Raw genomic sequence first — 25,426 nt, 5'->3', positions numbered from 1 at the left:
ACTTCAAAAACAACAACGCAGCACACGAGCCCCACACGGCTCAGAACCACCCCTCTGGAGGTGACCGGGTGAACACCACCCAACCGGCAAGCACCACGCCACCACAACGCGACACTTTCTCATCGCGCAAAATCTTCATCCTCGCTGCCATCGGCTCAGCCGTAGGCCTAGGCAACATCTGGCGATTCCCCTACGTCGCCTACGAAGGCGGCGGCGGAGCATTCATGCTCCCCTACGCCACCGCTCTACTCCTGGCCGGTATCCCCCTCCTCCTACTCGACTACGCCATCGGCCACAAATACCGCGGCGGCGCACCCCTAGCCCTACGACGCCTCCACCCCAAAGCCGAATGGATCGGCTGGTGGATGGTATTCGTCTGCGTCATCATCGCCTCCTACTACGCCGTCATCCTCGCCTGGGCCGCCCGATACGTCGGGTTCTCCCTCGACCACAGCTGGGGCAACAACCCTGAACGCTTCTTTATGGACACCTTCGTTCAAGTAGCCAAACCACACACACTCAGCTTCGACTTCGTCCCCGGCGTAGCCATTCCCCTGGTCATCGTCTGGATCGTCGTCATCGCGATCATGGCCTCTGGCGTCGACAAAGGCATCGGACTACTCTCAGCCGTCTTCATCCCCCTGCTCGTAACAGCCTTCGCCCTCATGGTTGCAATCTCCCTCACCCTGCCCGGCGCGCTGACCGGACTCGACGCGATCTTCACCCCCGACTGGAGCGCCCTCACCCACCCCAAAGTCTGGATGTCAGCAGTCAGCCAGATCTTCTTCTCCCTATCCGTGGGCTTCGGCATCATGATCACCTACTCCAGCTACGTCGACCGCCGCACCGACATGACCGGCTCAGGACTCATCGTCGGCTTCGCCAACTCCAGCTTCGAACTCCTCGCCGGAATCGGTGTCTTCGCTGCCCTGGGCTTCATGGCCAACGCTTCGGGCGTACCCGTACCCCAAGTAGTTTCCAGCGGAATCGGCCTAGCCTTCATCGCCTTCCCCACCATCATCAGCCAAGCCCCCTTCGGCTCACTGATCGGCGTGCTGTTCTTCCTGTCGCTACTGATCGCAGGAGTCACATCCATGGTCTCCATCCTGGAAGTAGGCGTCTCGGCACTACGCGAAAAACTCGGCCTAGGCCGCATCGCCGGAACCATGCTGCTGTGCCTGCCCGTAGCCACCCTGAGTATCGCCCTCATGGGAACCCACACCGGCCTGCCCGTACTGGACACCCTCGACTCATTCGTCAACAGCTTCGGTATTCTCCTGGGCGCCATGGTGATGATGCTGGCTATCACCTACGTCTTCAAAAAGCTGCCAGCACTACGTGACCACCTCAACTACCACGGAACTTTCAAAGTCAACCGCACGTGGCGGTTCCTAGTCGGCGTAGTCGTTCCCCTCACCCTGGCCTACCTACTCATCACCGACGTAGCGACCCAACTGGCCAAACCCTACGGCGACTACCCGCAATGGTTCGTCAACACCTTTGGCTGGGGAATGACCCTCCTGCTACCGGTACTGGGCATTACTGTCTCCCTTCTTCCCTGGAAACAGTCCGCCACTTTGGACGCCGAGCACGCCCACGAAGACTACGAAGAAGGACTCACCGCCGCCTACACCAGCACAGCCAAGGAGAACCACTGACATGTCCCCTATCGCCATCGTCATGATGACTCTCTTCGGCAGCATCATCTGGGGCGGCCTGACCACCGCCATCATCTACGGATCCTGCGGCATCGAAACCGACGCCGCTAAATACCTCAGCGCCCACCCCGAAATCGACGCCTAAACCACACCACCGCAGGGGGCTTTGTCACCGGGCATCGGTGACAAAGCCCCCTGCCACTTGAGTCAGAACGAGGCAGAACAAGCAGCCTCACTCAGTGTCATCGTCCACCCAATCCAACGTCCTGCTGACTGCCTTTTTCCAGTTTCGGAGCAAACGCTCGCGCTCCTCAGCTGGCATCTGCGGCTCCCAACGCTGGCCCTCCGACCAGTTAGCCGCCACTTCCTTCCCACCGGACCAAAACCCGACTGCGATGCCCGCCGCGTAAGCAGCACCCAGCGCAGTCGTTTCCGCTACCGAGGGCAACACCACAGGCACACCCAACATGTCGGACTGGAACTGCATAAGAGTCGAGTTGGCCGTCATACCACCATCGACCTTGAGCTCACTCAACTCCACATTGTGAGCTTGAGCATCAGCGATCATCGCATCCATCACTTCACGCGTCTGATAGGCGGTAGCCTCCAACGCCGCACGCGCGATGTGCCCTTTATTCACGTATCGAGTCAACCCAGCAAACACGCCACGGGCCTCTGGCCGCCAATGCGGCGCAAACAACCCAGAGAACGCTGGCACGATGTACGCACCACCGTTGTCCTCAACCGTTGCAGCCAGCTCCTCCACCTGTTCAGCTGAAGAAATCAACCCCATGTTGTCGCGAAGCCACTGCACCAGCGACCCCGCCACAGCAACTGAACCTTCCAGCGCATACACCGCCGGTTCATCACCGATCTTGTAACACAGCGTTGTCAGCAACCCGTTTTCACTGTTTACCGGCTTGGTTCCCGTGTTGATGAGCATGAAGCAGCCAGTGCCATACGTGTTTTTCGCCATTCCCGGTTCAAAGCACGCCTGCCCGAAAGTTGCTGCTTGCTGATCGCCCAGAATTCCAGCAATGGGGGTGTTGACCAGGAGGCCTTGCGGCCGCCCGTAGCCGTACACCTCAGAGGAAGAGCGGATCTCGGGCAGCATCGACATAGGGATGCCCATGTCAGCGCAGATCGACTCATCCCATTTCAGGCTTCGGTAATCCATGAGCATCGTGCGCGAAGCGTTCGTCACGTCGGTCAGGTGGACTCCACCGTGCACACCACCAGTGAGGTTCCACAGGACCCAGCTGTCCGTTGTGCCGAAAAGTAGATCTCCTGCTTCGGCGCGCTCACGTGCTCCTTCAACGTTTTCCAGGATCCAAGCCACTTTCGGTCCGGAGAAGTACGTGGCCAGCGGCAGACCACACACCGACTTGTACTTGTCGGGTCCTTCGTCTCCGGCGAGACGGTCACAGATTTTCTGAGTGCGGGTGTCTTGCCAGACGATGGCGTTGTATACCGGTTCGCCAGTGTTTTTGTCCCATACCACTGCGGTTTCGCGCTGGTTGGTGATACCCACTGCCGCGATTTCGTGGCGGTTGAGCTCACCGCGCGATAGTGCCTGTCCTACGGCTTCGCGCACATTGCGCCAGATCTCCATCGGATCGTGTTCCACCCAGCCGGCTTTGGGGAAAATCTGCTCGTGCTCAAGTTGCCCGACCGAGATGATCTTTCCGCTGTGGTCGAACACGATCGCCCGCGAGCTGGTGGTGCCTTGGTCGATGGCCAGCACGTATTTTTTCGGGGTTTCTTGGAGTGCGGCCTCTTGAGTTGTCATGACATACGCCTTTCACGTCCTTGTGACGAAGATCAATAAGAAGTTGCTGAGTTGGTCAGAAGACCATCACAAATAGACCTGCCGCTGTTCCTCCAAGGAGCGGCCCTACAACGGGCACCCAGGCATAGGCCCAGTCGCTTGATCCTTTGCCGCGGATCGGCAGGATGGCATGGGCGATGCGGGGGCCTAGGTCGCGCGCGGGGTTAATTGCGTACCCAGTTGGTCCGCCCAGAGATAGGCCAACACCGACGACGAGTAGTGCCACGGCGAGAGGACCAAGTTCGCCTGGGGAGTGACCAAACTCCAGGATCACTAGCACCATGACGAAGGTTGCAATGGCTTCTGTGAATAGGTTCCACCCGTAGGACCGGATGGCTGGGCCGGTGGAGAATACGCCCAGTTTGTCCTCAGCGGGGGCGTCTTCATCGAAGTGTTTTTTGTAGCTGAGGAATACGAGAACCGCGCCGAGGAAGGCGCCGAGTAGGTCAGCGATGATGTAGATCATCGTGGTGGTGATGTTGATAGGCACGCCTTTGGCGTACTCATCGACTCCGCTGAACAAGATGCCGAATGTGACAGCCGGGTTGAGGTGGGCCCCGGAACGGTAAGCGACATATACGGCCGAGAAAACGGCAAACCCCCACCCGAAGGTGATAGCTACCCATCCCGCTGCGTGTGACTTTGATTTAGGGAGTACTACGCCGGCTACTACTCCGCCGCCGAGAAGAATGAGAACAGCGGTGCCAACTAGCTCGGAGAGGAATATCTGCCCGAGCGCGGGCGCGGTAATAACCGGCGCAGTAACAAAGGCATTCATTTGGGGGGTAGTCCTAACACGTCGTTGGGTAAGGATTGTGTTTTTAGTTGTGGGTGGGGGTTGCCGCGTCCCTTAGACCATAGGGGTGATGTCGGGGGCGCTTAGGCGCACGGCGATCGCTTCGGCGTCTGTTTGTTCTTTTTCTGCTTTGGCTTCGGCCTCGACACGTTCACGATAGGCGTCAATTTCGCGCGCGACAGTCTCTTCGTCCCATCCGAGTAGTGGCGCGGCGATTTCGGCGATTTCGGGCAGTGCGGCCAGCCCGCGGTCGCGCTGTTCGTAGTCTAGGCGGATGCGTTTGCGCACGATGTCTTCGAGGTGCAGTGCGCCTTCGTGGGTGACGGCAAAAGACACTTCGGCTCCCAGGTAGGCGTCTGCTTGCTCCAAGGGGCGTCCGAGGTCGGGATTCTGGGCAATGATGTCGAGGATGTCGGGTAGTTCATCGCCGTAGCGGTCAAGGAGGTGTTGGACTCGTTCGGGGGTGAAGCCTTCGTCGGTGGCGATGCGGTCGCGCTGGGCTTGCCAGGCGGGGTATCCGGATGCGCCCACGAGGGGGATTTGTTCGGTGACGCAGGGACGCTCTTTGGGGCCTTGGTTGCCGTGTAGTCGGGTGAGTGCGAAGTCGATGGCGTCTTGGGCCATGACGCGGTAGGTGGTGAGTTTTCCGCCGGCGATGGCGGAAAGTCCAGGCATGACTTCGGCGACGGTGTGTTCGCGGGAGACTTTGGCTGATCCTCCGTTGCCTTTGACTTTAGGCTGCAGCAAGGGGCGTAGACCGGCGTAGGTGCCGATGATGTCTTCGCGGGTTAGCGGGGTGGCGAGCACGGAGTTGGCGTGTTCGAGGACGTAGTCGATGTCTGCGGCGGTGCAGACGGGGTGGGTGAGGTCTTCGGTCCATTCGGTGTCGGTGGTGCCGATGACCCAGTAGCGGTCCCAGGGAATGATGAATAGGACGGATTTTTCGGTGCGTAGGAAGATGCCTGCGGAGCCGTCGATGCGGTCTTTGGGCACGACGATGTGGATGCCTTTGCTGGCCAGGACTTGCAGTCCTCCGTCTTGGGTGGCGAGGTCTTGGGTTTGTTCGGTCCAAACGCCGGTGGCGTTGATGACGTAGTCGGCGCGTACGTCGAATTCGAGTCCGCTTTCGAGGTCTTTGACGGTGGCGCCGGTGACACGTTGGTTTCCGCCGACGTTGTCTTTGAGGTAGCCGGTGACTTGGGCGCGGCTTGCGGCGAGGGCGCCGTAGCCTTGGGCGGTGCGGACGAGATCGATGACGAGGCGGGCGTCGTCAACACGGGCGTCGTAGAAGCGGATGGCTCCGATAAGGGCGTCTTCGCGGATTCCGGGGAAGAGTTTGCGGGCGCCTTCTTTGCTGTAGTGCTTTTGTGCTGGGACGGCGCTGCGGCCGCCGCCGCCGTATTGGGCGAGCATGTCGTACATGCCGACGCCGAGGGCGCTGTATGAGCGTTCGACGACGGGGGTTTTCAGGGGCCAGAGGAAGGGTTGGGCTTTGACGAGGTGGGGTGCGGTGCGGGTGAGTAGGAGTCCGCGTTCTTTGAGGGCTTCAGCGACGAGGGCGAAGTTGAATTGGTAGAGGTAGCGCAGGCCGCCGTGGACGAGTTTGCTGGACCAGGCGGAGGTGCCGCCTGCCCAGTCTTGTGCTTCGACGATGGCGACGCGTAGTCCGCGGGTAGCTGCGTCGAGGGCAATTCCGGCTCCGGTGACGCCGCCGCCGACAACGAGGATGTCGACTTTCTCGCTGCCCATTTCCCTGAGTGCTTGTGCGCGTTGTTCACGCGTGAGTTGTGTGCGTTGCATGGGCGTGCTCCCGTCATGGCGATTGGTGTTTATTTCCACTTTGTCAGATGGGTGAGCATTTGTTCAGCGGGTGCACGAATGTGCATCTATGGTGGTGGATTGTGGACGAACGACAGATGGTGGAGGTTGCGCGCTCGTATTACGTGGTTGGGGAAACCATGGAGGTGATTGCGGCGCGGTTGGGGGTGTCGCGTTCATCGGTGTCGCGGTTGTTGGCGCGGGCACGTGAGGTGGGGGTGGTGCGGATCAGCATTGTGGATGGTGGGAGTGCGCCGCGGGATTTACAGCGGCATTTGGATCGGGCTCGGGTGCGCGCGCATGTGGTGGATGTGCGTCCGACCAGTACGCCGTTAGCGCGGTTGGATGCGGTGGCGCGCACGGCTGGGGCGTTAGTGAGTGAGTGCATGCATGATGGTGCGTCATTGGGGGTGGCATGGGGGACGACGGTGGCTGCGGTGGTGGAGCAGTTGCCGCCGCGGCCGTTGCGGAATGTGTCGGTGGTGCAGTTGAACGGTGCGGCTAGTGCGCAGTCCAGTGGGATCACTTTTGTGGGGGAGATTTTGGGGCGGGCGGCGCAGGCGTATGGGGCCCGGGTTCACCATTTTCCGATGCCAGCGTTTTTTGATTATGCCGAGTCGCGGCGGGCGTTGTTGCGTGAGCGGTCGGTGCAGCGGGTGGTGGCGGCACAGCAGCGGTTGGACGTGGCGTTGTTTGGAATTGGGGCATTTGCTAGTGAGTTACCTTCGCACGTGTATTCGCATGATTACTTGTCACGTGCGGATGTGGAGCGGTTGGGCCGGTTGGGGGTGGTGGGTGATGTGTGCACGGTGTTTTTGCGGGAGGACGGCACATATGCCGATATCGAGTTGAATCGTCGGGCGACGGGGCCGACGCCTGCGGTGTTGGGGCGGTTGCCGCGGCGTATTGGCGCGGTGACGGGTACGGCGAAGGTGCCTGCGGTGGTGGGCGCGTTGCGGTCAGGGGCGTTGACGGATTTGGTGGTGGATTCGGTGACGGCAGCGGCGTTGACGCGGCGGTTGGATGCGCGGCCGTTGCCGGTGCGGCGGGAGCCGGGGGCAGGGTGATGTGCCCTCGGCTCCCGCCGTGTGGTTGTTAATTGGCTGGGCGTTGTGCACGCAGGCTGCGGCGGAGATGGTCGAGGCTTTCGATGACAGGGCGCCGCAGGGCGGCGGGGGCCTCGGGGTGCGTGTGGAGCCAGGTGGCGGCTTGGCGTACTCCTTCGTGTTCTTCGATGGGGGTTCCGGGTTGGTAGGGGTCCCAGGTTGGGAAGGTGCCGCGGATGATGCGTTGGGCGATTTCTTGGGTGTGGGTGTTCCAGATGGTTGGGAGGTTGTCGTAGTAGCGCTGGGTGTATTCGAGGAGGAGGTGGGCGTGTCCGGGGCGGGCGAATCCGCCGGTGAGGGAGGAGACTTCGTCGTTTGATCCGGGGTCGGCGCTCATGAGGCGTTCCCAGGTGCGTGCTTTGGTGTTGGTGTCTGGGAATGAGGCCAGTGCGCGTAGGTGTCGGACGGGGGCTGCTGAGGTGGTGTCGTGGGCTAGTTCGGTGTCGATGAGTGCGGTGTCGGCGTGGCCGGTTGCGGCGAGGGCTTCGAGGAGTTGCCACCGTAGTTCGGGGGTTAGTTCGAGGCCTTCGATGGTGTGGGTGTGGTTGAGGAGGTCGTGAATCTCTTTGGCTCGTCCGTCGTGGGAGGCAGCGGTGCGAGCGAAGGTGCGGGCCCAGCTCAGTTGGGCGTCGGATCCTGGTGTGACTTCATGGATGGCCTTCCAGGCCAGGTCGAGGACGCGGGCGTTGGCTGTGGGGCGTTCGGTTGCGGGTAGGTATTGGTCGATGGCTGGTTGGAGGTGGTCGAGGAGGTCCACGAGCAGGACGGTGTCGGTTTCTCGGGGGGCGTGGCGGCAGACGATGTCGATGAAGTCGCGTGCGGGTAGTTCGCCGTCGCGGGCTGCGTTCCAGATGGCGGCGCTGAGTCCGGCGCGGGCTAGTGAGGTGTCGACGTCGCTGTAGTGGGCGGCGACGGTGCGGGCTGAGTCGGGGTCGAGTCGAACTTTGGCGTAGGTGAGGTCGTCGTCGTTGAGGAGGACTAGGTCGGGGTTGAGGCCGACTGCTTCGGGTACGCGGGTGTGTTGACCGGTGACTTCGACGTCGATGCTGTGGGTGCGGCGCAGGGTGCCGTGGTGGTCGAAGCTGTAGAGGCCGACGAGGAGTTGGTGGGGGCGTTGGGGCTGTCCGCTTTGTTCGATGATCAGTTCGCAGATGGCGTCGTTTTTGCGGATGACGTGGGGTATGAGGGTGTTGAGTCCGTCGGTTTCGAGCCAGAGTTTGGCCCAGGTGCGTAGGTCTTTGCCGCAGGCTTGTTCGAGGTGTTCGAGCAGATCGGAGAAGGTTGCGGTGGAGAACGCGTGGGCGGCGAAGTAGCTGCAGGCGCCGGCGAAGAAGTGTTCTTGGCCTACATAGGCGACGAGTTGTTTGAGGACGCCTGCGCCTTTGGCGTAGGTGATGCCGTCGAAGTTTTGTTTGGCGGCGGCGACGTCGGGGATGTCGGCGGCGATGGGGTGGGTGGTGGGGAGTTGATCTGCTTGGTAGGCCCAGGCTTTGCGGCGCGCGGCGAATGCGGTCCAGGCGTTGTGGTGTTCGGTGGCTTCGGCGCAGGCCAGTGCGCCCATGTATTCGGCGAAGCTTTCTTTGAGCCAGAGGTCGTCCCACCAGGTGGGGGTGACGAGGTCACCGAACCACATGTGGGCCATTTCGTGTAGGACGGTGTTGGCGCGGGCTTCGTATTGGTTTGTGGTTGCACCGGATTGGAAGACGTATCCGGCGTCGGTGAAGGTGACTAGGCCGGGGTTTTCCATGGCGCCGAGGTTGTACTCGGGGACGAAGATGGAGTCGTATTTGCCCCAGGGGTAGGGGGTGTCGAAGTGGTTGTGGAAGAACTCGAGGCCGGATTTGGTGATGGTGAAGAGGACGTCGGGGTCGAAGGCATCGACGAGGGATGCTCGGCAGAACATGCGGAGGGGGATGGTGAGTTCGGTGTCGTGGTGGGGGCCGACGAGTCCGGTCCAGGTGTCGTGGTATCCGACGTAGGGTCCGGCGCAGATGCAGGTGATGTAGGTGGATAGGCGGGGGGTGGGGGCGAAGGTGACGCGGGCCAGTTCGGGCAGGTTGTTGTGGGTGGGGATGGTGGTTCGGTTGGTTTCGGGGCTGCCGGAGAGGATTTGCCAGGTGGCGGGTGCGGTGACGGTGAAGGTGAAGCTGGCTTTGAGGTCGGGCTGGTCGAATTGGGGGTAGAGGCGGCGGGAGTCGGCGGGTTCGAATTGGGTGTAGAGGTAGGTGTTTGCGTCGCTGGGGTCGACGTATCGGTGGAGTCCTTCGCCGCTGCGGGAGTAGATGCCGTGTCCGCTGATTTCGACGATGTTGCGGCCGTGGTTTAGGTCACGTAGGTGGATGCGGGCGCCGTCGAATTCGATGGTGCGTGGTTGTCCGTTGATGGTGAGGTGAGTGATGTCTTCGCCGATGAAGTCGGCGAAGGTGTCGGTGATGTTGGAGTCGAATTCGATGCGGGAGGTTACGGGGAATGTGAGGAGTGTGGTGTCCGCTGCGGCGGCGAGGTCGATGTCGACCTCGTAGTTATGGATGTACAGGTGGGTGGAGCGGTGGGCGGCTTCGCTGCGTGTTAGGGCTACATTTCCTCGGGTCACCCCCCCCAACGCTAGCGGCCGTTAGAGCGGTTGTGGTCTTAACCGTATCGACTTGTTGGGTAGGGGTGTTCGTTAGTTGGTGGGGTTGCTGCGGCCGGTTGCGCTGATGGTGCCAGAGCCCACTACGCGTGGCCCGTCGTAGAGCACTGCGGATTGTCCTGGCGCGACGCCTCGGACTGGTTCTTGCAGGTGGAGGGTGAGGGTGGTTTCGTCCGTGGTGGGGACAGTGACGGTGACGGGGTATTCGCGTCCGTGTGCGCGTAGTTGTACACCCAGGTGTGCTTCTCCGGTGGGGCGTGCGCTGGACCAGCGGAGGTGGTCGATGTCGATTCGGTCGATGCGTAGGAGTTCTTCGGGGCCGATGGTGACGGTGTTGCTGGTGGGGTCGGTGCCGATAACGTAGCGGGGGCGTCCGTCGGCGGCGGGGCGTTGTAGGTGCAGGCCGCGGCGTTGGCCGATGGTGTAGGCGTAGGCGCCGGCGTGTTCGCCGACGATGGTGCCGTCGGGTTCGGTGATGGGGCCTGGTTCGCTGCCTAGGCGGGCGGCGAGGTAGGCGCGGGTGTCTCCGTCGGCGATGAAGCAGATGTCGTGGCTGTCTGGTTTTTTCGCTACGGAGAAGCCGTGGCGGGCTGCTTCTTGGCGGATGACGGGCTTGGTGGTGTCTCCTAAGGGGAACCAGGAGGCGGCTAGTTGTTCGGCGTCTAGGACTCCGAGCACGTAAGACTGGTCTTTGGCGTGGTCGACGGCGCGGTGGAGTTCTCTTTCTCCGGTTGTGTTTTCGGGATCGCCAGGTTCGATGACGCGGGCGTAGTGACCGGTGGCTACGCCGTCGAATCCCAGGGCGAGTGCGCGTTCGAGCAGGGCGGAGAATTTGATTTTTTCGTTGCAGCGTAAACAGGGGTTGGGGGTGCGTCCGGCGGCGTATTCGGTGACAAAGTCTTCGATGACGTCGTTGCGGAATTCTTCGGCGAAGTCCCACACGTAGTAGGGGATGCCGAGTTTATCGGCGACGCGACGGGCGTCGCTTGCGTCTTCGAGGGTGCAACACCCGCGGGCGCTTTCGCGCAAGGTAGCGGCGTTGGAAGACAGGGCCATGTGCACTCCGATGACGTCATGTCCGGCTTGGACCATGCGTGCGGCGGCTACGGCTGAGTCAACTCCGCCGCTCATGGCGGCCACGATGCGGCTCATGCGGTTTTCTTTCGTGTGGTGAGGCGATGGACGTTGCGGGCGCGTTCTACTGCTTCGGGTAGGCGGGCTAGGGCCAGGTCGATGTCGGCGTCGGTAGTGGTGTAGCCGAGGCTGAATCGTAGGGCGCCGGTGGCGAGTTCAGCGTCGTGGCCGAGGGCGAGGACGACGTGGCTGGGTTGGGTTACTCCGGAGTGGCAGGCCGATGCGGTGGAGCATTCGACGCCGGCGGCGTCGAGGAGGAAGAGCAAGGAGTCGCCTTGGGCTTGGGGTATGAGGACGTGGACGTTGCTGGCGCTGCGTTGGATGGTGTCTGTGGGCGTCCATGCGCCGGTGATGTGGGCGTCGGGAATGCTTTCGAGGATGCCTTGAGCTAGGCGGTCACGTAGGGCAACCAGGCGGGCCACTTCGGCGTCGCGGTTGGTGACGACGCTGTGCAGGGCGGTTTCGAAGGATCGGGCTAGGGCCAGGCCGAGGGTACCTGAGCGTAGAGCTCGTTCTTGTCCACCGCCGTAGGAGATGGGTGCGATGCGGGCGTCGCGGCGGGCGATGAGTACGCCGATGCCTACGGGGCTGCCAAGTTTGTGTCCTGATAGGGCCGCGGTGGTGATACCGGGGTGGTCCAGGGGTAGGTCGAGGACGCTGATCCCTTGGACTGCGTCGCAGTGGAAGGCGATGGCGTGTTCAGCGCAGGTCTCGGCGATGGCGGCGGTGGGCTGGATGGTGCCGATTTCGTTGTTGACGGCCATGACTGTCACGAGGGCCACGTTGTCGGGGCCGCCGTCGTTGGGGTCTTCGATGGCGGCGCGGATGTCCTCGGTGGCAATGATGCCATCGGGGCGGGGGGCGACGATTGTGATGGTTGCGCCTTCGTTTTTTTCTAGGGCGAAGACGGCATCGCGCACTGCTGGGTGTTCGATGGCGCCCATGATGATGCGGCGGCGGTCTGGGTTGTCGGCAACACAGCGGCGGTAGGTGCCCAGGATGCCGATGTTGTCTGACTCGGTTCCGCCGGAGGTGAAGAGCACTTCGGAGGGGCGTACGCGCAGCAGGTCAGCTACGTTTTCGCGGGCTTCTTCTAGAGCTGAGCGCGCTCGTCGACCTGAGTCGTGTTGAGCTGAGGGGTTGCCGGTCATTTGGAGTGCAGCGCTCAGGGCCGCCACGACCTCGCTGCGCGTAGGGGCGGTGGCCGCATGGTCGAGGTAAGCACGTCGCATAGGCACTCAGCGATTCTACGAGCGAGGTGTGGCAGGGGCCACCGGTGGCACTGTTTGTGCGGTGGTGGCTAGTTTTCTTCGCTGGTGGGAGCGTGTTTGGGTGCGGGTTGGTCGAGGTGTTGTAGGGCTTGGGGGATGACGGTGAAGAGGTCGCCGATGATGCCTAGGTCGGCTTCGTGGAAGATGAGGGCGTCGGGGTCGCTGTTGATGACGACGACGGTGGTGGCGGTGCGCATTCCTGCTACGTGCTGCACGGCACCGGAGATGCCGCAGGCGATGTAGAGGCGCGGGGAGACTGATTGGCCGGTTTGGCCAACTTGGGCGGTGTGATCGATCCATCCGGCGTCGACGGCGGCGCGGGATGCAGCTACGGCTGCGTCGAGGCGTTGGGCGAGTGCGCGGATTGGTTCAAAGTTGCCGTTGGTTCCGCGGCCTCCGGCGATGACGATGTCGGCTTCGGCGATGTCGGTGGGGACGCCGTCAACGAAGGTGCTGGGGTTGCGTGGGGTTCGGGTGATGATGCGGGCGGCCCGACCGCTGGGTGGTGTGGTGGCCAGGGCGTAGTGGTGGGGGGTGACTGGGTTGGTGGTGGGGGTGAGTGCTCCAGGGCTGAGGCAGACAATGAGGGTGGGGGTGGTGGAGACGGCTTCGACGACGTGTGTTCCGGCGAAGGCGCTTTGGGTGACGACGTAGCCGTTGGGTGCGGCGGGGTCGGCGGTCACGGCGATGGCGTCAGTGATGAGTCCGGCATCGAGGCGCACGGCGAGGCGTCCGGCGATGTTGCGGCCGGTGTGACTGCTGGGCAGCAGGACGAGTCGGGGGTTGGTGGTGCGGACGAGGTCGGTGAGGGCGTTGAGCGCGGGTAGGACGGGGTGGATGGCGTCTTCGCCTGGGTCGAGGGTGTAGATGTGGTGGATGCCGTGGCGGGCGGCGGCGTCGGTGGCGGCGTGGCCGTGGGCGCCGACGTAGAGGGCTGCGGCGGTGTGTGTTGTTTCGGTGAGGTCGGCGGCGAGGGTGAGTCGTTCGTGGGCAGATCGGGGCAGGGTGTCGTGCTGATCAAGGATGAGGGTGAGCACGTCGTGCATGGGGGTCTCTTCGGGGGCGTGGGCGTGGGGGGTGGTGGATGTGGGGGTCATGAGGGGCGGGTTCCGTGGGCGCGCAGGAGTTCGGCGAGGGCTTGGCCGCCTTGGGCTTCGGGGACGATGGTGTGCCTGCGGTGAGTGGAGGTGGCGGGTGTGGCGCTGCGGACATAGGTGCGAGCGCCGTGGTGTCCGACGGTGGTGGGGTCGATGCCGATGTCGCCTAGTTCCCAGGTGTACACGTGTTTGCTGTTGGCGGCGATGATTTGCCGGTAGGTGGGGTATCTGGGTTCGTTGATGCGGTCGGATACAGAGATGATGGCTGGCAGGTCGGCTTCGACGATTTCGTGGGCGTCGGGGGTGGCGCGGTGGATGCGGGCTACCCCGTTGGTGATGGTGAGTTCGTCGGCGAAGGTGATCATGGGTAGGTCGAGGCATTCGGCGAGCATGGCGGGGATGACACGCATGCCTCCGTCGGTAGATGCCATGCCGGATAGGACGACGTCGATGGGGCCGAAGCAGGCGCTGATGTGTGTGATGGCTGCGGCGAGTACGTGGGAGGTGGAGACGGCGTCGGATCCGGCTAGGGCGGCGTCGGTGACGTGTACGCCGATGTCTGCGCCCATGTGCAGGGCTTTGCGTAGCGCGATGGTGGCGTCTTCTGGCCCGACTGTGAGAACGATCACCTGGTCGTGTTCGTGGTGTGTTAACCGCAAGGCTTCTTCGACGGCGTATTCGTCGAGTTCGTTAAGGATGCCTTCGGTTTCGCGATCTGTGGTGTTGTCGCGGGTGTCGAATCGACGGGTTGCGGTGGCATCGGGGACGAACTTGGCCGTGACGACGATCCTCATTGATTTTCGCCTCCCTGTCGGGACGTGGGCTGTTCGTGGCCGTGGTGGGTGCTGGTTTCCCATGCTCGCATGGGTGTGGCGCCCACCCCTGGTCAGACCGGGCGGGCGCCACTGTGCCTGTGTGTTGGCGTGGTGTCTCAGATGGCGCCGGGGCCGCCAGCCAGGCCGCTGCCGTCGCCGAAGATGTCTTCGCCGAGCATGAGCTGGTGCCACATCTGCACGCCGGAGAGAACAAGCTGGTAGGAGAGCTGAACGTAGGGCATGACGAGCTCGTCGGGACGAACGATGTGTTCGCAGGTGACGACGAGGGTGCCATTGTTGATGCCGACCTTGGCGACGTTGAGTCGCAGGGAGAGGTCATTGGCGGCTTTATACCAAGCCATTTCGTCTTGGGGTAGGTCGGCGCCGATCTGCCATTGGCCGAAGACTCGCATGACGGGAAGGTCGCCCTCGGTGGTGTGGACGAACAGTTGCTGGCCTTCGACTTTGAAGCTGACGTCACCATCGGCGTCGATGTCGGGGCGGAAGCCCTCGTCTTGGAGTGCGTCCAGGACCCGTCCGCGCAAGGGGTGTTCGTCAGATGGCGGCGGGAAGCTGGGAAGGCTGGTGGGATCAGTCATGGGTCAACGGTATCGGCCTGTGGGGTGGGTGCGCGAGGTCTGGCGTGTGCGCACTTCATCGGGGTGTCGCGGCCGGGGGGGTGTTTTTATGCCGTGTGTGGGTTTGGTAATAGCAGTGTGGCGCTGGGGTGTTGTGCTGTGCGTGGTCGTTTGTTAGTGATTTTTATGGGTGTGTATCTGGTGGTTTTTTTCGGGGTGTTTTCGGAAATCTTTTGTTTTTGGGGTTGCGGGGTTCTTCGAGTCATGGGTGCGGCAGGCGGTGGTGTTGGGCAAGATCACATTGAACATGTCGCAGATCTGTGCGGCTAGACGCTCGGATTTCCTGTGCTTCAACAACACTGACCGACTACATGCACTATCGAAGACGCCCTACTGTTGTCGCGTGTCTTCTCCTCTACGACTTCCGCGTCTAGGTGCCGCCCTCGGTGAACGGGGTACTCGGTTTTCCCTCTACGCCGACAATGCTTCTTCAGTCGACTTGTGCCTGTTTGACGAGGCAGGAGGGGCCGAACGGCGGTTACCGATGGAAGACGGGGCGCATGGACTGTGGTCTCTGTTTGTTCCTGGAGTAGGTGCCGGGCAGCGATATGGGTTTCGTGTCGATGGGCCGTGGGACCCTGCTTCGGGGCATCGGCACAACCCGAACAAGCTCGTATTGGACCCATATGCCGAGGCCGTGACTGGGAAAGTCACTTGGGCCCCAGAAGTATTCGGGCATCAGGTAAACGCAGATTTTGCTGGTGACGTCACCCGGCGCGATGACCGCGACAGCGCACCGTTTGTTCCTCGATCTGTGGTGGTCAACCAGAACACATACGAATGGAACGACGCATTTATGCGTCGAGTGCCGTGGACAGAAACATTCGTGTACGAGATGCATGTACGCGGAGCCACCATGCAGCATCCGGGAATACCGGAGGAATTGCGCGGCACATACGCCGGCGTTGCCCATGAGGCGTTCCTCGACCACTTGGAGCGCATCGGTGTCACTGCTGTGGAGCTTCTTCCGGTGCACACATTCAGCGACGAAGTACATCTGGTGAAGAAAGGACTCTCGCAGTTCTGGGGATATAACACGTTGGGATTCTTCGCCCCCCATGAGGCTTACGCCCATGCCAGCACCCCCCAAGGCGTCATTGACGAGTTCAAAGCCATGGTGGATGCGTTGCACTCGCGTAACATCGAAGTGCTCCTGGATGTGGTCTATAACCACACTGCAGAACAGTCCAAAGAAGGCGGCACCCTGTCTTGGCGCGGGGTGGACAACGCTTCCTACTACCGCCTAGACGGCTGGGGGCAAGATATCGATGTCACAGGCTGTGGCAACACCCTTGACCTGCGGGATATCTCGGCTCTGCGGATGACGCTGGACTCACTACGGCACTGGGTGCATCACTACCACGTAGATGGATTCCGTTTCGATTTGGCAGTGGCGTTGGCACGTGGTCGTGACGACGGTTTCGACCCAGGGCATCCCTTCCTCATGGCGCTACGGGCGGACCCAGTCCTGTCGCGGGTGAAATTGATCGCAGAACCATGGGACGTAGGCATCAATGGGTGGCGCACCGGCCAGTTCCCGCCTCCCTTCTGCGAATGGAACGATCGTTTCCGTGATGTGACCCGCACCTTCTGGCTGCAGGATGTCGCCGCTGGCGGAACTAATGGGCACGGAGTCAGCGACATCGCAACCCGCTTGGCTGGCAGTGAAGACCTTTTCGGTAACCAAGACCGCGGCCCATTGGCATCCATCAACTATGTCGCCAGTCACGACGGCTACACCCTGGCTGACGCCACTGCCTACGAGCGCAAACATAACGAAGCCAACGGTGAACAGAACCGGGATGGCCACGGCGATAACCGCTCCTGGAATCACGGCTCTGAAGGCCTGACCCATGACACTGACATCTTGCGCCAGCGCCGCCGCTCAGTGCGTAACTTGTTGGCTACCACCCTGCTGTCCACCGGCACTCCGATGATCTGCGCTGGTGACGAGTTCGGCCGCACCCAGGGCGGTAATAACAACGCCTACTGCCAGGACAACCCCACCAGCTGGCTGGACTGGGATCACGGCGAAACCGAAGAGAACCTCATCGAAACTCTTGCTTTCCTGTCTCAGCTGCGCGCCGACCATCGCGTGTTCCGACAGTCACGTTTCTTCACCGAGCGCCCCAACCCTGTCGACCGTCGAGTTGACGTGCGTTGGTACGGACGCCTTGGACGCACCCTGACCCCGCAGGCATGGGGCGATCCCGACCAGCGCGTCCTGCAGATGATGCTCATCGGCGAAGGGCTTGAAGCCACGAGTTTTCTTCTTGTACTTCACGGCGCGAACACAGCCGGAGAGATCGTTTTGCCCCACCCTCCATACAACCACGTCGGTTGCGAAGACGAACCGCACCACCTGGCCCGCTACGAACTCGTCTGGGACAGCGCCTGGGAAACTCCCGCCGGCGCAGAACACACGTCGCATGACCCAGGCGAGTACGTCACCATGCCAGCCGCGTCGATGCGGGTGTACGAGCTCATCACGAACTAGCTAATACCTAGCGCCCCCGCCTACTAACTCACCAGTAGGCGGGGGCGCTTTTTGATGCCATTACCCAACCGATCTGGTTGCAATGACAGCGATCACAGGCAGACAATGGTCTAGCCGGAACGGTAGCGTCGAGTACGTGAGCAGCTACTCAAAGCCGAAGACCACAAAAACTTCCGCTGTTAGGCCGACCTCTACCAAGCCGACGTCCGCTTCCGCTGCAAAGAAGGCGACGTCCGCCTCCACCTCTTCTACTTCTTCTACCTCCTCGTCTGCGCTGTCCACGCCGAAAGGCCCCATGACGCCCCAACTTGAAACCCACAGCAACATTCCCACCCAACGACCGCTCGGGCGTATCCCGATCACTGGGCTGAGCCCCGTTGTAGAAAACGGCGCTTACCCCACCAAATCTGTCGTCGACGAACAGTTCGCTATTAGCGCAAATGTGTTCCGTGAAGGCCACGACGCTGTCAACGCCAACGTTGTCCTCACCGACCCCGAGGGCACCGAACACACCATCCCCATGACATGCACCAACCCAGGCCTCATGCTCTGGGAAGCAACCGTCAGCGCTGACTGCCCCGGCTCCTGGTCCTACCGCGTCGAAGGCTGGTCCGACCCCTACGCCACCTGGCAACACGACGCCGTCATCAAAGTCGAAGCCGGCATCGACGTAGACCTCATGCTCGAAGAAGGCGCCCGCGTCCTCGAACGCGCACTCACCGTGCCCGGACGCCCCCGCCCAGGCATCGAAGCCGTCAAAGCAGGCATCTGCACCCTGCGCAACCAATCACTAGCCCCCGCCACCCGCCTAGCCGGAGGCACCGACCCCCGCGTCGAAGACGAACTCACCGCGCGCCCACTGCGCGACTGGGTTACCGCCTCCCCCACCATCAACTGGCTCGTCGAACGCAAACGCGCCCTCACCGGAGCCTGGTACGAATTCTTCCCCCGCTCCGAAGGCTGCTACTTCGACAAAACCACCGGCAAATGGGTCACCGGAACACTGCGCACCGCAGCTAAACGCCTGCCCGCCATCGCCGGGATGGGCTTCGACGTCATCTACCTCACCCCCATCCACCCCATCGGCACCACCAACCGCAAAGGCCCCAACAACACACTCAACGCAGGCCCTGAAGACCCAGGCAGCCCCTACGCCATCGGTTCAGCAGCCGGCGGCCATGACGCCATCGAACCATCCCTAGGCACCTTCAAGGACTTCGACTACTTCGTCGCCGAAGCCAGCCGCCTAGGCCTAGAAGTCGCCCTAGACATCGCCCTGCAATGCTCCCCAGACCACCCCTGGGTCAGCAAACACCCCGAATGGTTCACCACCCGCGCCGACGGCAGCATCGCCTACGCCGAGAACCCACCCAAGAAATACCAAGACATCTACCCACTGAACTTCGACAACGACCCAGCCGGCATCTACGCCGAAATCCGACGCGTCATCCAGGTATGGATCGACCACGGAGTCAAAATCTTCCGCGTCGACAACCCCCACACCAAACCCGTCGAATTCTGGCAATGGCTCATCAATGACGTTGCTAAAGACCACCCCGACGTCATCTGGCTTGCCGAAGCATTCACCAAACCACCGATGATGGCCACCCTGGCCAAAGTCGGCTTCCAACAGAGCTACACCTACTACGCCTGGCGCAACACCGCCGAAGAGATCGCCGAATACATGGCCGAACTCACCGACGACACCACCGGCTCCGCCGCCTACATGCGCCCCAGCTTCTGGCCCACCACCCACGACATCCTCACCCCCTACATGCAGTTCGGCGGCCCCACTGCATGGAAACTACGCGCCACCTTGGCCGCCACCTTGTCTCCCACATACGGCATCTACGCCGGATACGAACTCATGGAGTCAGTCCCCCGCCCCGGCGCTGAAGAACAAATCGACAACGAAAAATACGAATTCAAAAACCGCGACTGGGCCAGCTACGCCCCCGGCGGAGAACGAGCCGGACAACTCTGGATGGCCGACTACCTCGGCAAACTCAACCGCATCCGCCACGAACACAACGCCCTCGACTGGCTACGCAACTACACCCCCCACACCACCGACGACCCCGAAGTGCTCTGCTTCTCCAAACGACGCGTCGAAGGCCCCCACGAAGACACCATCATCGTCGTGGCCAACACCGACCCGCACTCCATGCGCGGCACCATGATCCATCTCGACATGGAAGCACTCGGCCTGAAAAAGGACGAACGCTTCATCGCCAAAGACCTCATCACCGAAAGCGAATGGGAATGGGGCAACGAAAACTACATACGCCTGGGCGTGGACTGGGAACCCGTCCACGTCATCTCGGTCCGGAGGTTCTGACCCATGCAAGGCCTCAACCTTTCCCAACCCGGGTTGCAACACGACCCTGACTGGTACAAAACCGCCGTCTTCTACGAAGTCCTCGTCCGCGCCTTCGCCGACAGCAAAGGCTCCGGATCAGGCGACTTCACCGGCCTGATCAACAAACTCGACTACCTGCAATGGCTCGGCGTCAACTGCCTATGGCTGCCCCCGTTCTACGCCTCCCCGCTACGCGACGGCGGCTACGACATCGCCGACTACACCGCAGTCCTACCCGAATTCGGCACCCTGCCCGAATTCACCGAACTCGTCACCCAGGCCCACGCCCGCGGCATCCGCATCATCACCGACTTCGTGATGAACCACACCAGCGACCAACATCCCTGGTTCCAAGAGTCCCGCTCAGACCCCGACGGCCCCTACGGCGACTTCTACGTCTGGAGCGACGACGACACCAAATACGCCGACGCACGCATCATCTTCGTCGACACCGAAACATCCAACTGGACCTTCGACTCCGAACGACGCCAGTACTACTGGCACCGATTCTTCTCCCACCAACCAGACCTCAACTTCGAAAACCCGGCCGTCCAAGAAGCCATGTTCGACGTCGTCCGATTCTGGATGGACCTAGGCATCGACGGCTTCCGCCTCGACGCCGTGCCCTACCTGTTCGAAGAAGAAGGGCACAACGGAGAAAACCACCCCAAAACACACGAATTCCTCGCCAAACTCCGCGCCATGGTCGACGAGGAATACCCCGGACGCATCCTGCTGGCTGAGGCAAACCAAATGCCTCACGAGGTCGTGGACTACTTCGGCACCCCCGAAGCACCCGAATGCCAGATGTGCTTCCACTTCCCGGTGATGCCACGCCTGTATTACGCACTGCGCGAGCAAAAGGCAACACCCATCATCGACGTCCTCAACGACACCCCACCCATCCCCGCCGACGGGCAATGGGGCACGTTCTTGCGTAACCACGACGAGCTCACCCTCGAAATGGTCACCCCCGAAGAACGCACCGCCATGTACGGCTGGTATGCCCCCGACTCCCGCATGCGCGCCAACGTCGGTATCCGCCGACGCCTGGCACCACTGCTGGACAACTCCCGCGCCGAAATCGAGCTCATCAACGCCCTCGTCTTGTCCCTACCAGGCAGCCCCTGCCTCTATTACGGCGACGAAATCGGCATGGGCGACAACATCTGGCTCAATGACCGCGACGCAGTACGCACCCCCATGCAGTGGACACCAGACCGCAACGCAGGCTTCTCCACCGCAGACCCAGGCAAGCTCTACCTACCAGTCATCCAATCCCTGGTGTACCACCACAACAACGTGAACGTGGAAGCCCAAATGGCTTCCAGCAGTTCCCTGTTGCACTGGATGCGCGCCATGCTTCAAGTACGCGGACGCTACCCCGTCTTCGGACTAGGCAGCTTCGACCTACGCGAATGCGACAACGAAGCCGTCCTAGCCTTCACCCGCACCCTCGAAGCCGACCCCAGCAAAGGCCGAGAAGAATCACAACACGTCCTGTGCGTGCACAACCTTTCCTCTCGCCCCCAAGCCGGAACCATCACCCTGCCCGAGCGTTTCGCGGACGCCAAAGTCAAAGACCTCTTCGGCGGCAGCGGATTCCCCAGAATCACCACTAACGACGACGGCCAATGCAGCTACTCAGTAACCATCGGATCACGCGACTTCTTCTGGTTCGAACTCCTGGAGCGTGACGCCGATGGCTGAGCAGCAGGACACCACCCCCACCACCATGGAACTACTCACCGCCTGGATGCCTTCCAAACGGTGGTACACCTCCAAAGGAAACACCCCTGAACTACGACGCCTAGGCGGATTCACCTTCGCAGATCCGGCCGGCAAAGTAGGAGTCGAGGTACTTATCCTCCTGGACTCCTGCGCAGCCACCGACTCCTCCCCCGGTGTCATCTATCACGTACCCATCACCTACCGAACCAGCCCCCTACCCAACGCCGAAGAACACCTCATCGGCACCCTGCAACACCCCCAACTCGGGAAAAACTGGGTCTACGACGGCGCCGCCGACCCCGTCTACGTCGCCGAGCTACTCCGATTCAGCCTCGGCGGCGGAGTCAGCACCACCGGCGAAGGTGAAGGGTTAAACGACCCAGCCCGCGGAATCCCCCTCCACACGCCACGGGCAGTGAAGGTCATCTCCAGCCGCATCCTTTCCGGAGAACAATCCAACACCTCGATCATCATCGAAGGACGCATCGGAAGCGGCACCCAAGAAACCGCGCGACGACTCATCGTCAAACTCTTCAGAGTCCTCTCCTCGGGGTTGAACCCTGACGTCGTCCTACAAAGCGCACTAGCTACCTCCGGATCACGCCTGGTACCCGAACCATTCGGATGCCTCACCGGCACGTGGGAAAACCCACACGGAGGTATCGCCCAAGGCCACCTTGCCTTCGCGCAGGAATTCTTCACCGGAACACAAGACGCGTGGCGCACAGTCACCAGCGCACTCGCCACCGGAGAGGACTTCACGGCCCGCGCACACGATCTCGGTGTCGCTACCGCCCAGGTGCACGTCGACCTGGCCCGGGTCTTGCCCACCAAACCCGCCGAAGAAGATCACCAAGCACAAGTCCGCTCGTGGCAACAACGCAAAGACGCAGCATTGGCGGCTGTACCGGAGCTGGCCGTCCACAAAGAACAGATCGACGCGATCTTTCAAGCCGCCCAAGCAGCTCAATGGCCTGACCTACAACGCATCCACGGTGACTATCACCTCGGCCAGGTTCTTGATGTTCCTGAACGCGGATGGGTCCTGCTGGACTTCGAAGGTGAACCGTTGCGCCCTCTGCACGAACGCAACGAACCCGACCTCACCATGCGCGATGTCGCTGGAATGCTGCGCTCCTTCGACTACGCCGCCGGATCCCGGGCCCAGGAAGCCCCCGAAGAAGCAGCAACCGCCCAAGCGTGGGCAACCGCAGCACGTGAAGCCTTCTGCGACGGCTACGCCTCAATTGCCAGCGACCCACGCACCGGAGCGAACGCACTTGTGCTGCGCGCTCTGGAACTAGACAAAGCCCTATACGAGGTCGTGTACGAGACTCGGAACCGACCAGCCTGGGTGAGCATCCCCACCGCTGCGGTCGAACGTCTCGCGTCACGACCATCTACCCCTGAAGAAGGGAACAACACCGTGACGAGCAGCTCTGAGCAGTCCAAGAACGGCGCACCCGGTGCCGGTGACACCCGAGTCACCGACCCCGACGGCGCGCTACCAGTACCCACACACGAACTCGACCTTCTAGTCCGCGGCGGCCACGGCGACCCCCACGGCGTCCTGGGCCTGCACCGCCACAACGACGGCGTCACCTTCCGAGCTCTGCGCCCCGACGCCCGCACCGTCACCGTAAAACTTCCCGACGGTTTTTCAGCCCCGATGCGTCACGAACACGAAGGCGTATGGGTCACCCACATTCACGGCACTGACGTGTCCGACTATCGCCTCGATGTCACCTACAGCGACGGACAGGTTCACCATCAGGATGACCCTTACCGTTTCTGGCCCACGCTAGGCGAAATTGACCTGCACCTCATCGGGGAAGGACGCCACGAAGAACTGTGGCGAGTGCTCGGCTCGCACATCCGCCGCTACGAAGGCGGCCGCATGGGCGACGTGCAAGGAACCAGCTTCGCTGTGTGGGCCCCCAATGCCCGCGCGGTGCGCGTAGTCGGCTCCTTCAACAACTGGGATGGCCGCGCCCACCCGATGCGTGTCCTTGGTGGCTCCGGCGTGTGGGAACTGTTCATCCCCAACGTCGGTGAAAACACGACGTACAAATACGAAATCTGTGGCGAAGACGGCTACTGGCGCGCTAAAGCCGACCCTCTGGCACGAGCCACCGAAGTACCACCTCTGAACTCTTCGGTTGTCACCCAATCCCACTACACGTGGAACGACGCAGAGTGGATCGCCCAGCGCGAAGCGGTTGCCGACCCTCACAACATGCCGATGAGCGTCTACGAATGCCACCTCGGCTCCTGGCGTCAAGGGCTCAGCTATGTCGATGCGGCAGATGAGCTCGTGAAGTACGTCAAAGATTTGGGCTACACGCACGTGGAGTTCCTTCCACTGGCGGAGCACCCTTACGGGCCAAGCTGGGGGTATCAAGTCACTGGCTACTACGCCCCCACATCTCGCTTCGGCACACCAGACGAATTCCGTTACCTGGTCGATGTTCTTCACCAAAACGGCATCGGCGTCATCATGGACTGGGTACCGGCACACTTCCCCAAAGACGCCTTCGCGCTAGGCCGATTCGACGGAAAACCGCTCTACGAACACCCCGACCCTCGCCGTGGCGAGCACAAAGACTGGGGAACCTACATCTTCGACTTCGGTCGCCCGCAGGTACGTAACTTCCTCGTCGCCAACGCCTGCTACTGGATCGAAGAATTCCACATCGATGGGCTGCGAGTCGACGCCGTCGCCTCGATGCTGTACCTGGATTACTCTCGCGCCGAAGGTGAATGGGTGCCAAACGAGTTCGGCGGGCACGAAAACCTCGAGGCAGTCCAATTCCTGCAGGAAACGAACGCAACTCTGTACCGACGCTACCCCGGCGTAGTCACCACCGCCGAGGAGTCAACCAGTTGGGGCGGCGTGACCAAACCGACCTACGCCGGCGGCCTCGGTTTTGGCTTGAAGTGGAACATGGGCTGGATGCACGACACCCTCGGCTATGCCTCGCTACCACCAGTGAACCGGCAGCACAGCCACCACCAGATCACGTTCTCCATGGTGTACCAGTACAACGAGAACTTCGTTTTGCCGATCAGCCACGATGAGGTCGTGTACGGCAAGGGCTCGATGCTGCGCAAGATGCCCGGTGACCGGTGGGAGCAGCTCAGCGCGCTGCGGGCCTACTACGCTTACATGTGGTCGCACCCAGGTAAGCAGCTGCTTTTCATGGGTCAGGAGTTCGCTCAAGAAAGCGAATGGGCCGACGGGCGCAGCCTTGACTGGTGGCTACTAGATCAGGCTCCACATTGGCAGATCCACAAACTCATCAAAGACTTGAACCACCTGTACACCAGCCGTCCGGCTTTGTGGGAGGTCGATCACGACCCGGCGGGCTTCCAGTGGATCGATGCGAACGACTCCTCTGGAAACACGCTTTCGTTCCTGCGCTACGGCGATGAAGACACCCAAGGGCGGCGCCCGGTCGTTGCTTCCGTGGTGAACTTCTCGAGTATGGAGCACCACAACATGCGGATCGGGTTGCCTCATCCGGGTGCGTGGCGCGAAATCCTCAACACAGACTCCACCGAGTACGGCGGCGCTGGTGTGGGCAACTTGGGCCGGATTGAAGCCGAACCGGTGCCATGGCATGGGCAGCCGTACTCGGCGACGATCACGATCCAGAAGATGTCTGCGGTCTGGTTTGAGCCAGAAGACCAAGATGAGGGGCACACGCCTGCATCGCTAGAGGTGCGTGGGGCTGCACGCCCAGAATTGTCGAACTCTCCAGTGGTGGAAGGCGAAGTTGTGCGCAGTGACCTGTCTGAAGCTGATCTGCGCGCCCCTCGTGTAGGTCGTTCAGCGGGTTCCTCCGCGCGCGGGGCAGAGCCTGAACAGGCCCCATTGGGCTGGCCTGAGGAGAAAGGCTCGAAGCGTAACTGAGGGTCTCGTTTTTTAAAGCAGTGGGCGTGTTGCTGGCAGCTGTAATGGGTGCCAGCAACACGCCCACTGTCGCATAAACCCGGGAAATGCCTAGAGATTCAACGCTTTTCAAAGACATAGAGGGGCTGATTAT

17 protein-coding genes are annotated in these 25,426 nt (G+C 61.6%); 7 read left to right on the top strand and 10 right to left on the bottom strand.

Annotated elements, in window-relative coordinates:
* The first annotated feature begins 68 nt into the window (after window positions 1–68).
* Window positions 69–1,658: a sodium-dependent transporter gene (locus CKV89_RS04840; RefSeq protein WP_034400921.1), complete on the top strand. Its 1,590-nt coding sequence runs from the start codon at window positions 69–71 to the stop codon at window positions 1,656–1,658.
* Between the two features lies 1 nt (window position 1,659).
* Entirely contained in the window at window positions 1,660–1,803 is a 144-nt protein-coding gene (locus CKV89_RS11770) for a MetS family NSS transporter small subunit (protein WP_154657625.1), read from the top strand.
* An 87-nt stretch (window positions 1,804–1,890) separates the two neighbouring features.
* Here the strand turns inward: CKV89_RS11770 and glpK are convergent, their stop codons facing one another.
* From glpK to CKV89_RS04825, 3 genes are all read right to left on the bottom strand, one after another.
* On the bottom strand, window positions 1,891–3,447 hold the full coding sequence (gene glpK / locus CKV89_RS04835) for a glycerol kinase GlpK (RefSeq protein ID WP_028327062.1): 1,557 nt from the start codon (window positions 3,445–3,447) through the stop codon (window positions 1,891–1,893).
* 55 nt (window positions 3,448–3,502) lie between these two features.
* Window positions 3,503–4,264, bottom strand: coding sequence for an MIP/aquaporin family protein (locus tag CKV89_RS04830; protein ID WP_028327063.1), 762 nt, complete (start codon window positions 4,262–4,264; stop codon window positions 3,503–3,505).
* Between the two features lie 72 nt (window positions 4,265–4,336).
* Window positions 4,337–6,082 (bottom strand): glycerol-3-phosphate dehydrogenase/oxidase, encoded by a 1,746-nt coding sequence (locus CKV89_RS04825; RefSeq protein ID WP_028327064.1) that lies wholly within the window; start codon window positions 6,080–6,082, stop codon window positions 4,337–4,339.
* 101 nt (window positions 6,083–6,183) lie between these two features.
* Between CKV89_RS04825 and CKV89_RS04820 the strand changes: the two genes are divergently transcribed.
* Window positions 6,184–7,167 carry a sugar-binding transcriptional regulator gene (locus tag CKV89_RS04820; RefSeq protein WP_028327065.1) on the top strand — a complete coding sequence of 328 codons (984 nt, stop codon included), beginning with the start codon at window positions 6,184–6,186 and terminating at the stop codon, window positions 7,165–7,167.
* A 28-nt stretch (window positions 7,168–7,195) separates the two neighbouring features.
* Here CKV89_RS04820 and pepN read toward each other — a convergent pair whose 3' ends face one another.
* From pepN to CKV89_RS04790, 6 genes are all read right to left on the bottom strand, one after another.
* Window positions 7,196–9,799, bottom strand: a complete 2,604-nt coding sequence (gene pepN / locus CKV89_RS04815) for an aminopeptidase N (protein WP_034400923.1) — start codon at window positions 9,797–9,799, stop codon at window positions 7,196–7,198.
* A 72-nt stretch (window positions 9,800–9,871) separates the two neighbouring features.
* Window positions 9,872–10,990 (bottom strand): tRNA 2-thiouridine(34) synthase MnmA, encoded by a 1,119-nt coding sequence (mnmA, locus tag CKV89_RS04810; RefSeq protein WP_028327067.1) that lies wholly within the window; start codon window positions 10,988–10,990, stop codon window positions 9,872–9,874.
* Window positions 10,987–12,204, bottom strand: a complete 1,218-nt coding sequence (locus CKV89_RS04805) for a cysteine desulfurase family protein (RefSeq protein ID WP_028327068.1) — start codon at window positions 12,202–12,204, stop codon at window positions 10,987–10,989. The genes mnmA and CKV89_RS04805 overlap by 4 nt, the downstream gene beginning before the upstream one ends.
* A gap of 68 nt (window positions 12,205–12,272) precedes the next feature.
* Entirely contained in the window at window positions 12,273–13,340 is a 1,068-nt protein-coding gene (locus tag CKV89_RS04800; protein WP_051277479.1) for an electron transfer flavoprotein subunit alpha/FixB family protein, read from the bottom strand.
* Entirely contained in the window at window positions 13,337–14,134 is a 798-nt protein-coding gene (locus tag CKV89_RS04795) for an electron transfer flavoprotein subunit beta/FixA family protein (protein ID WP_051277480.1), read from the bottom strand. Before CKV89_RS04795 ends, CKV89_RS04800 begins: the two co-directional genes overlap by 4 nt.
* A 137-nt stretch (window positions 14,135–14,271) precedes the next feature.
* On the bottom strand, window positions 14,272–14,754 hold the full coding sequence (locus CKV89_RS04790; protein ID WP_028327069.1) for a T3SS (YopN, CesT) and YbjN peptide-binding chaperone 1: 483 nt from the start codon (window positions 14,752–14,754) through the stop codon (window positions 14,272–14,274).
* 382 nt (window positions 14,755–15,136) lie between these two features.
* On the opposite strand from CKV89_RS04790, the gene glgX reads away from it, so the two are divergent.
* Complete coding sequence (gene glgX / locus CKV89_RS04785) at window positions 15,137–17,290, top strand: glycogen debranching protein GlgX (RefSeq protein WP_028327070.1); 2,154 nt, start codon at window positions 15,137–15,139, stop codon at window positions 17,288–17,290.
* Between the two features lie 144 nt (window positions 17,291–17,434).
* Here glgX and CKV89_RS11765 read toward each other — a convergent pair whose 3' ends face one another.
* On the bottom strand, window positions 17,435–17,572 hold the full coding sequence (locus CKV89_RS11765) for a hypothetical protein (protein ID WP_154657626.1): 138 nt from the start codon (window positions 17,570–17,572) through the stop codon (window positions 17,435–17,437).
* Window positions 17,573–17,585: 13 nt separating this feature from the next.
* Between CKV89_RS11765 and CKV89_RS04780 the strand changes: the two genes are divergently transcribed.
* From CKV89_RS04780 to glgB, 3 genes are read left to right on the top strand one after another with little or no spacing between them, the layout of a single operon-like run.
* Window positions 17,586–19,628 (top strand): alpha-1,4-glucan--maltose-1-phosphate maltosyltransferase, encoded by a 2,043-nt coding sequence (locus CKV89_RS04780; RefSeq protein WP_034400926.1) that lies wholly within the window; start codon window positions 17,586–17,588, stop codon window positions 19,626–19,628.
* Between the two features lie 3 nt (window positions 19,629–19,631).
* Complete coding sequence (gene treS, locus CKV89_RS04775; protein ID WP_028327072.1) at window positions 19,632–21,359, top strand: maltose alpha-D-glucosyltransferase; 1,728 nt, start codon at window positions 19,632–19,634, stop codon at window positions 21,357–21,359.
* Complete coding sequence (gene glgB, locus CKV89_RS04770; RefSeq protein WP_051277481.1) at window positions 21,352–25,293, top strand: 1,4-alpha-glucan branching protein GlgB; 3,942 nt, start codon at window positions 21,352–21,354, stop codon at window positions 25,291–25,293. The genes treS and glgB overlap by 8 nt, the downstream gene beginning before the upstream one ends.
* The last annotated feature ends 133 nt before the right edge of the window (window positions 25,294–25,426 follow it).

The sequence above is a fragment of the Dermatophilus congolensis genome, assembly GCF_900187045.1.
GTDB classification, from domain to species: Bacteria; Actinomycetota; Actinomycetes; order Actinomycetales; family Dermatophilaceae; genus Dermatophilus; species Dermatophilus congolensis.
This window is presented reverse-complemented; position numbering and strand designations above follow the sequence as displayed.